The sequence below is a fragment of the Nocardioides sp. NPDC054178 genome, assembly GCF_055585005.1.
Genome location: NZ_JBVJKY010000002.1, coordinates 1,005,722 through 1,019,884 on the forward strand (window position 1 = coordinate 1,005,722; position 14,163 = coordinate 1,019,884).

Consider the following 14,163-nt stretch of genomic DNA (forward strand, 5'->3'; position numbering starts at 1 on the left):
TGCAGTCACGCGGGCGATCATGCCAACAAAACGACTACACGGAGTACACCGAAGCCCCTCCGGATGCGCTATTTTCCTAGCGATGTCCCTCACCCACACCGTCTCCGTCGTCATCCCCGTCTACCGCGGTGCCGAGACGCTTCCGGAGCTGGTGAGCGAGATCGTCGACCTCGCCGAGCCGTTCGTCACGCCCGACGGACATCAGGGACGCATCACCGAGATCCTCGTGGTGCACGACCACGGCCCGGACGCCTCGGATCTCGCCATCCGACAGCTCGCCGAGAAGTACGACCTCGTTCGCCCGATCTGGCTGAGCCGCAACTTCGGCCAGCACGCCGCGACCCTCGCCGGTCTGGCCTCCTCGGGATCGGACTGGATCGTCACGATGGACGAGGACGGCCAGCACGACCCGGCCTACATCGGGCCGATGCTCGACACCGCGCTCCGGGAGCGGGCCGCCCTCGTCTACGCCCGGCCCACCAACGCGGCGCCTCACGGTCCGCTGCGCAACCTGACCTCGCGCGGCTCGAAGGTGGTCATCGACCGCCTCATGCCCGGGGGAAGCGCCCGGCAGTTCAACAGCTTCCGCCTGATCCTGGGCGAGTACGGCCGCAGCGTGTCCGCCTACGCCGCCAACGGGGTCTACCTCGACGTCGCGCTGAGCTGGGTGATCTCGGACGTGGCGACGTGCCCGGTGGAGCTGCGCGAGGAGGGTGAGCGGCCGTCCGGCTACAACTACCGTTCCCTGATGTCCCACTTCTGGCGGATGGTGCTCACCGGCGGCACCCGGCTGCTGCGGGCGGTCAGCATCTGCGGCGCCCTGCTCGCGGCGTCCGGCATCGTGCTGGCGGTCGCGCTGGTCGTCGCGCGCCTCGCCGGCGGGGTCCCGGTCCAGGGCTGGACCTCGCTGATGGCCGCCGTCCTGGTCTGCTCCGGCGCCATCATGCTCACCCTCGGCGTGATCGCCGAATACCTCGGCGTCTCGGTCAACATGGCCATGGGCAAGCCGCTCTACGTCATCGTCAGCGACCCCGCGAACGGCCCGCTTCGCGAGGGCCCCCGGCCCGGTCGCCCCGAGTGACCGGCGCCCCTGATCCGTCCCGACCGCCCGCGCTCGTCGTCGGTGGCGGGGGTCTGCTCGGCCGCCACGTACGCACCGCGCTGGAGCGCTCCGGAGCGCCCGTGCGGACGGTGAGCGTGCCCTGGGACGACCCGGTCGCCGCCCGCGCCGTCCTGAGGTCCGAGCTCGCCTCCTTCCTCGGCTCCGTGCCGGACGGCCGGGTCAACATCGCCTGGTGCGCCGGCGCGGGCGTCGTGGCCACCCCGGCGGACGAGCTCGAGACCGAGGTGTCGCTCTTCCGCGACGTGCTCGCCGACCTCCGTGCAGCGCTACGGCCCACCACCCGGCTCGCGTTCTTCTTCGCCTCCTCGGTCGGTGGCGTCTATGCCGGCTCGGCCGATCCCCCGTTCACCGAGCTCTCCGAGCCTCGTCCGCTGGTGGCGTACGGCCGGGCGAAGCTGGCGATGGAGGAGGCGCTGACCGCCTTCTGCGCCGAGACCGGGTCGGTGGCGCTCCTCGGCCGGATCACCAATCTCTACGGGCCCGGGCAGAAGCTCGCCAAGCCCCAGGGCCTCGTCTCCCAGCTGTGTCTGGCCCAGCTGCGCGGCACCCCGCTGCCGGTCTGGGTCTCCTTCGACACCATCCGGGACTATCTCTATGTCGGCGACTGCGCCGAGATGGTCGTCGACGCCCTCGACGGCCTCCACGAGCACGCCGGCCGTACCGGATCGAACGCCGTCGTCAAGATCTTGGCGGCCGGCACCGGAGTGACCCTCTCGGCTGTCATCGGCGAGACCAACCGGGTCTTCAGACGACGGGCACGGCTGCGCATCCCGGGAGCCGGGGCGCCCGGCCAGGCACGCGACCTGCGCGTCCGCAGCGTGGTCTGGCCGGAGCTCGACAGACGAACACAAACGCCTTTCTCCGTCGGCGTGCGTCGCACCGCCGATGAGATCGCGCTGGCCTACGCTGCTGGTACCTCCGCCCCCGGCCACAAACATCAGTCGACCCACGTAAGCGAGATCTCCATCCGATGACCGAAACGGGCATGCTGCTGGGCACCAGGTCCGGCGGCTCTCCCTCGATCGCCCAGAGCGACTACTGGTGGTACCGAGCGCGCACCCGGATCCTCGAGACCGTCATGAAGCCGTACGTCGGGACACCACGCCGCCTCCTCGACGTCGGCAGCGCCGACGGGCCGAGCGTGACCTGGCTCCGGGGCACCGCCGAGCAGCACGTCTCGCTCGACGTCGACCCGCGTGGCCTGGCCGACGGCGGCGTGTGCGGCTCCGCGAACCGACTCCCGTTCGCCGACGGCTCCTTCGACGTGGTCGCGGCCTTCGACGTCATCGAGCACTGCGATCCCGAGGCCGCCGCCCTCGCCGAGATCGAGCGCGTCCTCGCCCCCGGCGGCCGCCTCCTCATGTCCGTGCCGGCGTACACCTGGGCCTGGACCCGTCACGACGACCTCAACCACCACTACCGGCGCTACACCCGGCGGCGGGCGGTCGAAGCGGTCACGGCGGCCGGGCTCTCGCCCGTGCGCGCGACGTACGGCTTCGCGGGCACGTTTCCCGTGTTCGCCGCTCAACGCCTGGTCACCCGGGTCAAGGAGCGCGGTCCGGCCGGTGCCCAGCAGCTTCCCGACGGTGGCGTCGCGCCACTGCCCGAGGTCTCGCCCGCGGTCGAGAAGGTCCTGCTCGGCGCCACCCGCATCGACGAGCGCCTGCTGCCCCGGCTCGACCTGCCGTTCGGGTCCTCGGTGCTGGTGGTCGCAGTCAAAGAAGGCCGAGAATCACGCATACACTCAGACACGCCTCGGCATGCGGCCTGAGCCGGCCGAATCGGTTCGCTAGCTCTCGGAGACTGAGACTTGGACACGAGCAATCACTGGTACGGACACGCCCACATCCTCTCGGAGTACTGCGGCCTCCCGTTCGAGCAGCCGCGCCCGATCTGGGGCGTCCTCCAGCACGGCTGGAACCTTCTGCACGGCTTCGGCCCCGGCCACGAGCCGCCCTACGGCTTCCCCAAGTTCGTCTGGTCCCACGCGAACCTGCGTCGTGGCCAGGCGGTCGGCTGGCGCGACTATGCCGTGATCGGCGCTCCGTGGAACTACCTGCTCGAGCTCAAGAAGGACGTCGAGCCGGTGCCGCCGGCCGCCGAGCGCGAGGGCACGATCTTCTACCCGTTCCACACCTGGGACCACGGTGAGGTCAGTGGCGACCACGACCGGCTGATCGCGGAGATCCGGGACACCGAGGAGGGCCCGGTGACCGTCTGTCTCTACTGGATCGAGTACGACATGCCCGAGATCCGTCGCCGCTACGAGGACGCCGGCTTCCGGGTCATCTGTCACGGCAAGCGGGGCACGTTGCGCCAGGGCACGGACATCCGGTTCCTGCACAAGCAGTACGCCGAGCAGATCCGCCACCGCCGGGTCGCCTCGAACCGGCTGACCACGGCGATCTTCTACGGCGCCTCCGTCGGCGCCGAGGTGGCGGTCTACGGCGACCCGATGACCTTCGCCGACGTCCGTGACGCCAGCGTGCGGGACGGCAACGAGCAGGCCAAGCGGCTCTTCCCCGAGTTCCACGGGGTGGAGACCGACGCAGAGGAAGTACGCGCCACGACCGTGCGCGAGCTCGGGCTGGATGCCATGGCGTCGCCCGCTGAGCTGCGCGCGCTCTTCGGATGGGAGATCACAGGATGAACGACATCGACACGGCTGCGAAGGTCGCCGCCTACAGCGTCGTCCCGGGCGACATGTACGACTGGTCCGACCTGGCCGGCGCCCGGGCGCTTCCTCGCGGACCGGTCCTGACCCGGTTCGCCGTGGCGGCGGCGAGCGGTGCCTCCCACCTGCTCGTCGTCGGCCCGCACGACCTCGACCTGCTCGACGCGGTCGTCGACCGCGCCGCGACGACGACCGTCGTCCTCCGTACGCACGCCGATGCGGAGCTCGTCTCCGAGCGGTACGCCGGCCGGTCCGTCGACGTCGTCTGCGGTGACCTGCGTGCCTGCACCTCCGTTCGGCCGGCCGACGCCGTGCTCGCGCTGGACGGGTTCGGCCGGGTCGCGTCGATCGACACCGACCCGGCGGACTGGCACGCGGTCTCCGAGCACCTTGCCGGCCTGGCGACCGGCGATGCTCGTCTGGGGCTGGTCGTCCCCAACCCGGGATCCCCGCTCGCGCAGCTCAGGGCGGTCACGCCGGAGGCGTCCGACGAGAACGCCGACTGGTCCTTCCCCGTCCATGACCGTGCGAACCCGCGAAGCCTCGCGGACGCGAGCGCACGCTTCGGCGGTCGCGGCTACACGCTGTGGCCCGACGTCGGTTCGCCGACCCTGGCCGCGGCTCCCGAGGCCTGCTCGGTGGCGCTCGCGGTCGCTCACGGCCGGCCCGCGGAGACGCCCACGTTGCGCGAGGTCCAGCCCGCTCTGGGCCAGGCGCTGGACACCGTGGACGCCGAGGTCGCTGCCGGCGGCTGGCTGGTCACCCGGGGCCTACACCCGATCCCCGCGGTCGTCGGTGTCGATCGGACCGGTGACGAGACCTCCTGGACCGCTGCCGAGAGGTCCTGGCTCATCGAAGCCATGCGCGACTCGGCTCGCCGGGACGCGGCAGGCCTTCGCCACCACGTACGCCGGCTGCGCGACGCGGTGGCCGACGCGCCCGAGCAGTGGTGCGGTCTGCAGGTCGACGAGATCGGCCTCGACGCCGGCCGCGTCGTCCCCGTCCACGAGTCGACCGTGAAGCTCGGCGAGTCGGCCGACGAGGTCCTCCTGGGGCTGCTCGACGAGCTCGCCGCGTTCCTCAGCGTGACCGGGTGGCGCCACCCCTGGCCCGCCGGACGCGGGCGGGACGAGCTCACCGTCCTGCTCGCGGCGACCATCGATGTCGCGGTGACGGCGGCGGACGTACGTCAGGTACGTCGACGGCGGGAGTCCGCGCTCTCCTCGACCGGCATGACCCCCGTGGTCGCACGTCGGCAGGCGCCGCAGGACGCCGATCCGAGCGAGCAGCAGAGGCTGATGGCCGAGAACGAGGCGCTGCGCGGCCAGGTGACCTGGTTCAAGCAGCAGATGCGCCAGCGTCAGACGATGACCCATGAGGTCCGCACCGCGGCCCGCCGCGACGTCGCGGCGCTGAACGACCGCATCAAGGAGCTGGAGGACCAGCTGAGCGCTCGGCAGGCCACCCCCGTCACCAAGGTCGCCAAGCGCGCCTCAGCCGTCCCCGGGCGGGCGCGTGCCGGCTTCGGACGCGTCCCCGGGGTGCGCCGCGCGGCCCGCCTGCTCAGAAGGGTTCTCCGCGCGGCCCGACGCGCGGTCACCCGTTAGCGGAGCTCAGCCGGTCACGCGTCGGTGGGCGTGGCCGGCACGAGCCGCAGGTGGATCTCGTCCGACCAGCCGAACTCGAGCTTCGCCGGCTCGGCCGCGGCGGGTTGCGGCACCCGTTCGCTGAGCTCACGGGCCACCACGACCGGCTTGTGGTCACGGCCGTCCAGCAGCGACCACGGGGCCGTCTCGCAGGCACCGTGCTCGATCGCGGTGCTCCGCAACGTGCCCACAGGCACGGTGACCAGGAAGACCCCGTCACGGTCGACCACGTCCAGGGGGACGTCGAGCGGCTTCTCCGGGGTCGGCCAGGTCCGCAGCACCGCCCCGGTGGACTCCAGCCGGGGGCCGTCCGGACCGCGCAGGATCAGATCCTGTCCCTGCCACCAGGCATCGTGGACGACGGGACGGTCGGGGGTCGCGGTGATGACGAAGGAGCCGTTCGGGTCGCGGGTGGCGTTCACCGCGCGTCCCTTCAGCAGAGACCGAGACCCCAGGAAGTCCGGGTGCACCGGTAGCGCAGACGTACGTCCCTTCCGGACCAGCTTCACCCGGGTGGGCACGATCTCCTCCATGGGCATGTCCAGGCCGGACTTCTCGAGGACGGCCTCGACGGGCACCGTCAACCGCCACGGGGTGATGCCGCGCTCGCCCCGTTCGCCGATCGTCAGCGGGTGGGTCACCACCGAGCCGCTGCGGTCGGTGAGCGTCAGCTCCGCCGACTCGGGAGGAGCGCCTCGGAACGCGCCTCGGATCTCGATCTCGTCGCCGAGGTCCGTGGTGTGATCCACCCAGGCGTCCGGGAGATCACGAACGGTGACCCCGAAGCCGCCGGGGAGGCGTCCCGGGCGACACCAGCGGTTGCCGATGCGCCGCCAGCCCTGCCAGCGTTCGCGCCCGTCTCCGGACGTCGTCACCTGGATCACGTCGCGGACGTCGCGGTTGCGGATGCCGATCATGAGGCGCCACTGGCGGTCACCGGCCAGTCGCGCAGGGTCGATGCTCAGCTCGAGCGTGGACCTGTCCACCTGACCGAACGGGATCGCTCGCGGCAGCGCAACGTGCTCCACCGGCACCCGGCCGCCGGTGGGACTCTCCAGCCACACCTGGAAGCGGGTTCGGGGCGCGAGCGCGAGGGTGTTGATGCCGATGTTGACCCGGACCGCGACCCGGGAGCCGCTCCACCAGGCCTCGGTCGCCACCGCCTTGGCCTTCATGTAGGCGGGGGCCAGGCGGAACACCGAGTCCGGGACGCCGACCACGCCGTCCTCGAAGGACGGGAGCTTCGCGTACCAGCCGTCCGATCGGCGGGCCAGCGGCGCCTGGGTGCCGTACTCGGCCCGATACCGCGTCAACGTCGTGAGCGCGTCGCGCTGGCGACGCTTCAGCAGATCGAACACGAGTCGCTCGAACGGTCCCTGACGGTTGAGGATCGCGTCGTCGACCCGCGCCAGGTAACGCTCCGCGAGGTCGAAGATGCGGCCGGACTCGTCGGCCGGGTGGTCCTCGATCGACCGGGCGAGCACCTGGACGTCGGTCGCCGCGAGATGCGACTTGACCAGGTCGGACAGGTAGGGAGCCTGCTCCTCGACCATGTCGAACAGCATCTCGGCCGAACGTACGCGGTCACGGAGGTTGTCGAGATTCCAGTGGCTCTGCGTGATCGACGCCTCGCCGCCGTCGCGGTGCCGCCAGTAGTAGATCGGCTCGGCGAGGACGTCGACCTGCCGGGCGCGGATGTGCGCGGCGAGGGCGACCGGGTAGTCCTCGTAGAGCATGTCGGGGTAGCTGAGGCCCGCCGAGTCCCAGAAGTCGCGCCGGTAGACCTTGTTCCAGATGTAGCGGTCGATGCCCAGGATGTGGGTCCGGCTGCAGTGCGTCGCGATGCGGGTGGTGACGAACGGGCGGCGGTGGGACCACGACTGCCAGACCGACACCGAGTCGAACCGGCGGGCGTTGCCCGCCACGAAGTCTGAGCCCGAGCGCGCCAGCGTGTCCGTCATGAGCTGGTAGGCGTACTCCGGGACGTAGTCATCGGCGTCGACGAACGCAAGCAGGTCACCTCTGCTCTCCTCGACACCGATGTTGCGGGCCACCCCGACACCGACCTTCTCCGAGGAGACCACCCGGAAGCGCGCGTCGCTCGATGCGAACCGATCGGCCACCGTCGCGGACCCGTCGGTGGACGCGTCGTCGACCATGACCACCTCGAAGTCCGAGAAGGTCTGGGCGCGGAGCGACTCCAGGCACGTCTGCAGGAACGGCTCCACGTTGTGAAACGGGATGACGATGCTCAGAGCGGGATGCGGCACATTCTCACCTTAAGTCGCTCCGTCCTCGAGCCTTCGCAACCGCTCCTCGAAACGCGTGGCCGCGGTGATACGAGCGCGTACCTGCTCCTGCTGACGCTGGATCTCGGCCCAGATCGAGGAGGCGTCGACGTGGCCGTCCGAGGGCGCTCCGGCCGCGAGGTTACCGCGCTCGACGGTGTCACGCAGGGTCTCCAGACGTGCCTCGAGGGCCGCTACCTGCGGGCTGACCCGAGCGAGCTCACGCTCGAGGTCGCCGATACGGACGCGCTGCCGGTCCGTGATGGCACGCAGCTCCTCGATGGTGGCCCGAGCCTCGTCCAGGTCGGCTGCAGAGCCGGCCAATCTGTTGACCTTGCCGCGCAGTCGGTTCATCGCCATAGGGTTACGCGCTCCTCCTCGAGCCAGTCGGTCATGACGCGTGCCTCCGCCTCGATCCGATGCTCCGGCGCCACGGGCGAGGAGCCGCCGGCCTGGTAGGTCCACTCCGTCTGCCCGGGGTTGTCGACGAACGAGAACCCGGACAGCAGGATGTCGGACTCCGGGAACAGGTTGACCGCCAGCCATGCGGCGGTGAAGCCCGTGGTCGGCGCCAGCTTCTCGGTCCGCCAGGGGATGTCGAGGTCGTTGCCGGTGCCGGTGAGCAGCTCCCCGTTCGGGATGGGAACGAAGCCCAGGTCGGGCGGCCAGGACATCGGCCACACCTCGAGGCGGCCATGGAAGCGCATCGGTTCGGCGAGGAGGTAGAGACGCTCGCGATAGCGGTCGAAGGTGAACCGCGTCGGGCGGGTGATCCGGTTCCAGATCACCACGTCGGCCCGTGATCCCTGGGAGCGCGGCTCACCCGGGATATCCAGCACGAAGCTGTTGACCCGGATCACCAGATCCGAGTCGTCGATGGCCTGCGCTCGCTCGTCGCTGGGCCCCAGCGGAGCGTTCCCGAGCACCGCGACCGACCTGACCGGCGCCCTTCGGGCGTACGTGGTCATCAGGTCGCGTAGGTAGGCGAAGCCTTCAGTGATCGTGACTGCCCGTTCGGCGATCAACGTCACCGGCTTCCCCTTTCCAACGACCCTTGTCGCAGCGTCGTCACAGATCCCAGGGACGCGGCAGGCGCGTTACCCGTTCGGAAAAATCATAACGAGCCAGACCTCCGACAGTTACCCACCCGAGTATCGATTTGAGCGTGGCAGCGCGTTTTCACGCGTGACGACGCAAAGTGCCATGACGCTGTTGACGCCACGTCACCATCCATACATCTGTGCATCGTGCGCTGGTCAGGCGGACTGAGCCCCGGTCCAGCTGGTGCGCTCGGCCTCCAGCTCGGCACGTACGGCATCCAGCTCGGACTCCAGCTCGGCGACCCGGATCGCCGCCTCCGCGGCGTCGGCCTCGACGGCCTGGAGCCTTGCCTCGAGCTGCTCGCCACGCAGCTCGGCCTGGGCGGCCCGGCGGGCCTCCTCGCCACGGCGACGGACGGCCTCGGCGGCGCGCTGGTGGGCGGCGGCCAGAGCTGCTTCGAGCTCCTCGACGGCCTGGACGCGGCCGGCGAGCTTGGCATCCATGTGCTCGCGGAACTCGGCGTTCTCCTCGGCCCGCTTCTCCGACTCGACACGGAAGGCCTGCGCCTGCGCGGCGCGGTCGCGCGCCCAGTCGCGGCGGGTCTGGAGAAGCTCGGAGTGGGTGATCTTGGTTGCGGCAGCGCCACAGGCGAGCCCGAGAACGGCTGCGATCACGACAACCAGCCAGGACCCGGAGGCCACCGCGGCGGTGATCGTGACGGCGGCCAGCGCCAGCAGGCCTACAGCAACCGTCAGGCGTGTGCTGCGCTGACGCCTGCGTGTGACTGAAGTTGCGGATGGGGAAGGCATGCTTCCACGGTACGGCTAGTTTTCATCCTGTTTGCGGACCCGGCACGCGTGTTCGAGGAGTCGCGCGGCGATGAGGATCGCGCCTCCGGACACGGCCGCGAGGGCCGAGCGGACCAGTCGCTCGCCGGCGGCGGTGTTGGCGTCGTAGCCCAGCCAGCTCACCGCGTAGCCCAGATAGCCTCCGGCGAGGAGTGCGCCGACCAGGGTGCAAGCGCGGGCGAGCACCAGCCGGTTGACCGCCTGATGAGCCTCGATCCGCTCGCCGCGTACCTGCAGCTGACGGTGGGTGATCCAGGCGGTCACGCCGAGGGCCGCCGCGATCAGGAGCAGCACCACCGGCTGCGCCCAGGTGATGACCGGAGCCACCCCGCGCCAGGCCTCCAGCACGGGGTGAGCCAGCCATCCACCGACGATCCCGATGACGGCCCAAGCCGTGATGGCTCCGCCCGACATCGGGCGGAGCCGGCGCTCGTCGTCGGCGGGATCCTTCTCCGGACCCTGGTCGGGGTCCTCGGGTGCCGTGCTCAGATCCGGCTCAGAGCTCGAGGGCGAGGTCGTCGCGGCGGGTGATGCCGGACTGGTCGGACTGCTCCAGCAGCTCGGCGATCGGGCCGACGCCGGGAAGATCGGCGCTCGGCTCCAGGTCGAGCCACGGCTTGAGCACGAACGCCCGCTGGTGCGCACGCGGGTGCGGCAGCGTCAGCGACTCCTCCTGGAGGATCTTGTCGCCGACCGAGATGACGTCGATGTCGAGCGTGCGCGGCTCGTTGAAGATGCCGCTGCGCGAGCGCCCGTAGGCGTCCTCGATGGTGAGCGCCCGCTCGAGCAGGCGCGTCGGGGTGAGGGTGGTGTCGGCAAGGACGATCGCGTTGAGGTAGAGCTCAGCGCCCTCGGGCGAGTCGACCGGCTCGGTCTCGTAGACCGGCGAGATCGTGGTCACCCAGACATCCGGGGTCTCGGCGAGAGTGTTCAACGCGTCCTGCAGATTTGCCAACCGGTCCCCGAGATTGGAGCCCAACGACAGCACCGCCCGTCGGATCGGCCGCATCTCCCCGGTGAGCGTGTCGGCGTCGATGATGTACGGGTTGGGTACCTCTGTCACGTGCTCTGCCTCCGGGTGATCGTCAGGGTGACGTCTTTGAACGTCGCTTCGATAGGCGCCCCCGGTTTGTGAACCGTAACACGTACCCAAAGTGCGCGGATGTCTGCAAGGCAAATGTCCGCGATCCGCTGGGCAAGCGTTTCGATGAGGTCCACCGGGTCGCGCTCAACATTGGTTTTGACCGCCATCGCGAGACTTCCGTAATCGACGGTGTCTTGCAAGTCGTCCGTTTCCGCGGCCTTGCGGGAGTCGGTGCCGATCACCAGGTCGATGATGAACTTCTGCCCCTCGCGGCGCTCGAAGTCGAACACCCCGTGGTGTCCGTAGCACTCCAGGCCGAGGATCTGGATTTCGTCGGCAGGTTCCGCAATGTTCATCGAACGCTCCTCAGTTTCGCTGCCGCCGCGAGGGCGTCCTTGGCAGCACGTACGTCATGGACACGCGTGGCCCAGACGCCGCGTTGCGCGAGAAACACAGTGATGGCGTCGTGGGCGCTCTCGCGCTCGGTCACCGGACGCAGCGTGCCGTCGGGTGCGGCCAGCAGCCGGCCGAGGAAGGTCTTGCGGCTGGCCCCGATGAGCACCGGGAAGCCCAGCTTGTGGAACTCCTCCACGTCCGCCAGCAGCCGCCAGTTGTCATCGGCCGTCTTGGAGAAGCCGAGCCCCGGGTCGACCACGATGTTGTCGTCCTGGATCCCGGCGGCCCGTGCCGCCTCGATCCGCTGCTCGAGCTCCGCCTTGACGGTGGCGACCACGCCGTCGGCGTAGACGAGATGGTCCTCGTGCTGCATCTCGGCGCCGTGCGCGCGCCAGTGCATCACGACGTACGTCGCACCGTGGTCGGCCGCGACCTTCAGGATCCCGGGGTCGGCCAGGCCGCCCGAGACGTCGTTGATGATCTTGGCTCCGGCCTTCACCGCCGCCTCCGCGACCTCGGGGCGCATCGTGTCGACCGAGAGGGTCGCCCCCTCCTCGGCCAGCGTCTCGATGACCGGCACCACCCGGGCCAGCTCCTCGGCCACCAGCGGCCTGGTCGCGCCCGGACGGGTCGACTCGCCGCCGATGTCGAGCAGGTCGGCCCCCTGCTCCAGGAGCGCATGCCCGTGAGCCACCGCGTCATCGGTCGCCAAGAACCGTCCGCCGTCGCTGAACGAGTCGGGCGTGACGTTGACAATCCCCATGACCTGCACGTCACGACCCTATCCGGAGGCTTCGGAGGCGCAGACTTGACCAGGTGGCCCGCTCGAACCGGGCTGCTTGCCGACGCACTTATCCGGGAGACATCGTGGCCAAGATCCTGCTCCGCTCAGCGAGGGACCCCTTCGACGTGATCGAGGCGGACGACCCACGTGCGTGGGGCATCGGCTTCTACGGCACGAACGTCGGCAACCTCCTCTTCGCCGACTCGACGCACCGGCTCCTCAGCGTGCCCGGGACCGAGATCGTCGCGAACCGCTTCATCCATGAGCGACGCGCGTTCACCGCCGACGAGGTCGCGGCGACCAACGACGAGTACGACCACTTCGTGGTGCCGCTGGCCAACGCCCTCCGGCCGGAGTTCACCCGCCCGCTGACACGCTTGACCGCCTTCATCGAGCAGCTCACGATCCCGACCACCATCGTCGGCATCGGCGCGCAGCTCTCCCTCGACGAGCTCGACACCGCTCCTGGCGACGAGCTGGCTGCTCTGCACCGCCGGTTCATGGACAGCGTGCTCGAGCGGTCCCCGAAGGTCGGCGTACGCGGCGAGATCACCGCCGAGTACCTGCGGCGGCTCGGCTACGGCGACGAGCACGTCGAGATCATCGGCTGTCCGTCGATCTACCTCAACGGCCCCGAGCTCACGGTCCGCGACGAGCGCTCCACCCCGATCGCCGACGAGGACCCGATCGCCGTCTCGATGAGCCCGCTGACCGCACCCTGGTTCGAGACGTACGTCGACGCCTTCGCCGACCGGCACCCGCGCATGACGTACGTCGGTCAGACCCACCACGACTTCGCGATGCTCCAGTGGGGCCGGCACCGTCAGCCGGAGATGGGGTTCGACCGCGACCACCGGCTCTACCGCGAGGACCGCACCCGGATGTTCCTCGACGCCGGCTCCTGGATGCGGTTCCTGGCCACCCAGCGGTTCGCGTTCGGCACGCGGATCCACGGCAACGTCGCGGCGGTGCTCGCCGGGACGCCTGCCATGGTCATCGCCCACGACTCGCGCGTGCTGGAGCTGTGCGACTACCACGGGCTGCCCTACACGATGCTCGACTCGATGCCGGACTCGAGGCCGGACTCGAGGCCGGACTCGTCCAAGGCCGGGACGACGGTCGACGAGCTGTTCCAGGCGGCCGACTACACCAGCTTCCACAACCGCCTGGCCGAGGGCTGGAAACGGCTGACCGCGTTCCTGGACGACGCCGGCCTGGCGAACGTTGCACAGCCCGGCCAGTCGGGCGCGGCGTACGACGCCGAGCTCGCCGCGCTGGAGCCGGCGGCGCCTGTCGCCACGCTCCGCGGGTCGGGTGATGACGCCCTGCGGCGCATCGAGGACCGGATCCATGCCCTGAAGATCGCCTCCGAGCACACCGACACCGCGGCCAAGCGGCGTGAGCGGGAGCTCGAGAAGAAGCTCACCGGCGCGGTGAAGGGCCAGGCCAAGCGGATCGCAGCTCTCGAGTCGACCACGCGCAAGCAGCAGACCCGGCTCGAACGGCAGGCCGGCCGCCTGCGCCGCCAGCGAGCCCTGATCCGTGAGCTCCGCGCCGACCTCGCTCGCCACCAGGAACGAGCGGGTCTGCGCGGCCTCGTCCGGCGGCTTCGCCGCCGGATGCATCGCTCCGGCTAGCGGGTCCCGCCCCGGATCAGGGCCATCGCCTCGGCCCGGGTGGTGGCGTTGGAGCGCATCGTGCCGCGTACGGCGCTGGTGATCGTGCGGGCGCCGGCCTTCTTGACGCCACGCATCGTCATGCACAGGTGCTCGGCCTCGATCACCACGATGACGCCACGCGCCTCGAGGATCTCGGTCAGGGCGTCGGCCACCTGAGTGGTGAGGCGCTCCTGGACCTGGGGCCGCTTGGCGTAGACGTCGACCAGCCGGGCCAGCTTGGACAGCCCGGTGATCTTGCCGGACTCGGCCGGGATGTAACCGACATGGGCGACACCGGTGAACGGCACCAGGTGGTGCTCGCACATCGACCAGAGCTCGATGTCACGGACCAGGACCATCTCGTCGTGGCCGAGGTCGAACGTCGTGGTGAGCACCTCCTCGGGCGTCTGGTGCAGCCCGCGGGTCACCTCCTGGTAGGCGCGGGCGACCCGCGCCGGAGTCTCGAGCAGCCCTTCGCGGTCGGGGTCCTCCCCGATCGCGTAGAGCAGCTCGCGCACGGCCGCCTCGGCCCGCTTCTGATCGAACACCGGCACGTCCGCCACATCCCGCTCGGGGATGTGGACGGGCGCGACGTCATCGAAGTTCTCGGACATGTGTGCC

General features: G+C 70.2%; 15 protein-coding genes. 6 read left to right on the top strand and 9 right to left on the bottom strand.

Annotation, left to right across the window (positions count from 1 at the left end; translation table 11 throughout):
• Window positions 1–82: 82 nt before the first annotated feature.
• The 5 genes from ACZ6WN_RS11490 to ACZ6WN_RS11510 are packed head-to-tail and all read left to right on the top strand — an operon-like array spanning window position 83 to window position 5,404.
• Window positions 83–1,081 (top strand): glycosyltransferase, encoded by a 999-nt coding sequence (locus ACZ6WN_RS11490; RefSeq protein ID WP_465864764.1) that lies wholly within the window; start codon window positions 83–85, stop codon window positions 1,079–1,081.
• Window positions 1,078–2,097, top strand: a complete 1,020-nt coding sequence (locus ACZ6WN_RS11495; RefSeq protein ID WP_465864765.1) for an NAD-dependent epimerase/dehydratase family protein — start codon at window positions 1,078–1,080, stop codon at window positions 2,095–2,097. The genes ACZ6WN_RS11490 and ACZ6WN_RS11495 overlap by 4 nt, the downstream gene beginning before the upstream one ends.
• The gene (locus ACZ6WN_RS11500) at window positions 2,094–2,894 is read left to right on the top strand and encodes a class I SAM-dependent methyltransferase (protein ID WP_465864766.1); all 801 of its coding nucleotides are present in this window, start codon (window positions 2,094–2,096) and stop codon (window positions 2,892–2,894) included. The genes ACZ6WN_RS11495 and ACZ6WN_RS11500 overlap by 4 nt, the downstream gene beginning before the upstream one ends.
• 39 nt (window positions 2,895–2,933) lie before the next feature.
• Entirely contained in the window at window positions 2,934–3,773 is an 840-nt protein-coding gene (locus ACZ6WN_RS11505) for a hypothetical protein (RefSeq protein WP_465864767.1), read from the top strand.
• Entirely contained in the window at window positions 3,770–5,404 is a 1,635-nt protein-coding gene (locus tag ACZ6WN_RS11510; protein WP_465864768.1) for a hypothetical protein, read from the top strand. Before ACZ6WN_RS11505 ends, ACZ6WN_RS11510 begins: the two co-directional genes overlap by 4 nt.
• A gap of 14 nt (window positions 5,405–5,418) precedes the next feature.
• Here ACZ6WN_RS11510 and ACZ6WN_RS11515 read toward each other — a convergent pair whose 3' ends face one another.
• The 8 genes from ACZ6WN_RS11515 to folP all read right to left on the bottom strand — a co-directional run bounded on the left by ACZ6WN_RS11515 (window position 5,419) and on the right by folP (window position 11,863).
• Window positions 5,419–7,713, bottom strand: a complete 2,295-nt coding sequence (locus ACZ6WN_RS11515; RefSeq protein WP_465864769.1) for a glycosyltransferase — start codon at window positions 7,711–7,713, stop codon at window positions 5,419–5,421.
• 9 nt (window positions 7,714–7,722) lie between these two features.
• The gene (locus ACZ6WN_RS11520; protein WP_378817770.1) at window positions 7,723–8,085 is read right to left on the bottom strand and encodes a hypothetical protein; all 363 of its coding nucleotides are present in this window, start codon (window positions 8,083–8,085) and stop codon (window positions 7,723–7,725) included.
• On the bottom strand, window positions 8,082–8,762 hold the full coding sequence (locus ACZ6WN_RS11525; RefSeq protein ID WP_465864770.1) for a hypothetical protein: 681 nt from the start codon (window positions 8,760–8,762) through the stop codon (window positions 8,082–8,084). Before ACZ6WN_RS11525 ends, ACZ6WN_RS11520 begins: the two co-directional genes overlap by 4 nt.
• A 225-nt stretch (window positions 8,763–8,987) precedes the next feature.
• Window positions 8,988–9,581, bottom strand: a complete 594-nt coding sequence (locus tag ACZ6WN_RS11530) for a hypothetical protein (RefSeq protein ID WP_465864771.1) — start codon at window positions 9,579–9,581, stop codon at window positions 8,988–8,990.
• A gap of 15 nt (window positions 9,582–9,596) precedes the next feature.
• Window positions 9,597–10,034, bottom strand: coding sequence for a DUF3180 domain-containing protein (locus tag ACZ6WN_RS11535; protein ID WP_465864772.1), 438 nt, complete (start codon window positions 10,032–10,034; stop codon window positions 9,597–9,599).
• An 82-nt stretch (window positions 10,035–10,116) separates the two neighbouring features.
• Window positions 10,117–10,683, bottom strand: a complete 567-nt coding sequence (folK, locus tag ACZ6WN_RS11540) for a 2-amino-4-hydroxy-6-hydroxymethyldihydropteridine diphosphokinase (RefSeq protein WP_465864773.1) — start codon at window positions 10,681–10,683, stop codon at window positions 10,117–10,119.
• A complete protein-coding gene (folB, locus tag ACZ6WN_RS11545) occupies window positions 10,680–11,060 on the bottom strand; it encodes a dihydroneopterin aldolase (RefSeq protein ID WP_465864774.1) in 381 nt (126 codons plus the stop codon). The genes folK and folB overlap by 4 nt, the downstream gene beginning before the upstream one ends.
• Window positions 11,057–11,863 carry a dihydropteroate synthase gene (gene folP, locus ACZ6WN_RS11550; protein WP_465864775.1) on the bottom strand — a complete coding sequence of 269 codons (807 nt, stop codon included), beginning with the start codon at window positions 11,861–11,863 and terminating at the stop codon, window positions 11,057–11,059. Before folP ends, folB begins: the two co-directional genes overlap by 4 nt.
• Window positions 11,864–11,967: 104 nt before the next feature.
• Between folP and ACZ6WN_RS11555 the strand changes: the two genes are divergently transcribed.
• Window positions 11,968–13,521, top strand: a complete 1,554-nt coding sequence (locus ACZ6WN_RS11555; protein ID WP_465864776.1) for a polysaccharide pyruvyl transferase family protein — start codon at window positions 11,968–11,970, stop codon at window positions 13,519–13,521.
• Here ACZ6WN_RS11555 and folE read toward each other — a convergent pair.
• Window positions 13,518–14,156 carry a GTP cyclohydrolase I FolE gene (folE, locus tag ACZ6WN_RS11560; protein ID WP_465864777.1) on the bottom strand — a complete coding sequence of 213 codons (639 nt, stop codon included), beginning with the start codon at window positions 14,154–14,156 and terminating at the stop codon, window positions 13,518–13,520. The two genes, ACZ6WN_RS11555 and folE, sit on opposite strands and share 4 nt — an antisense overlap.
• Window positions 14,157–14,163: the final 7 nt, after the last annotated feature.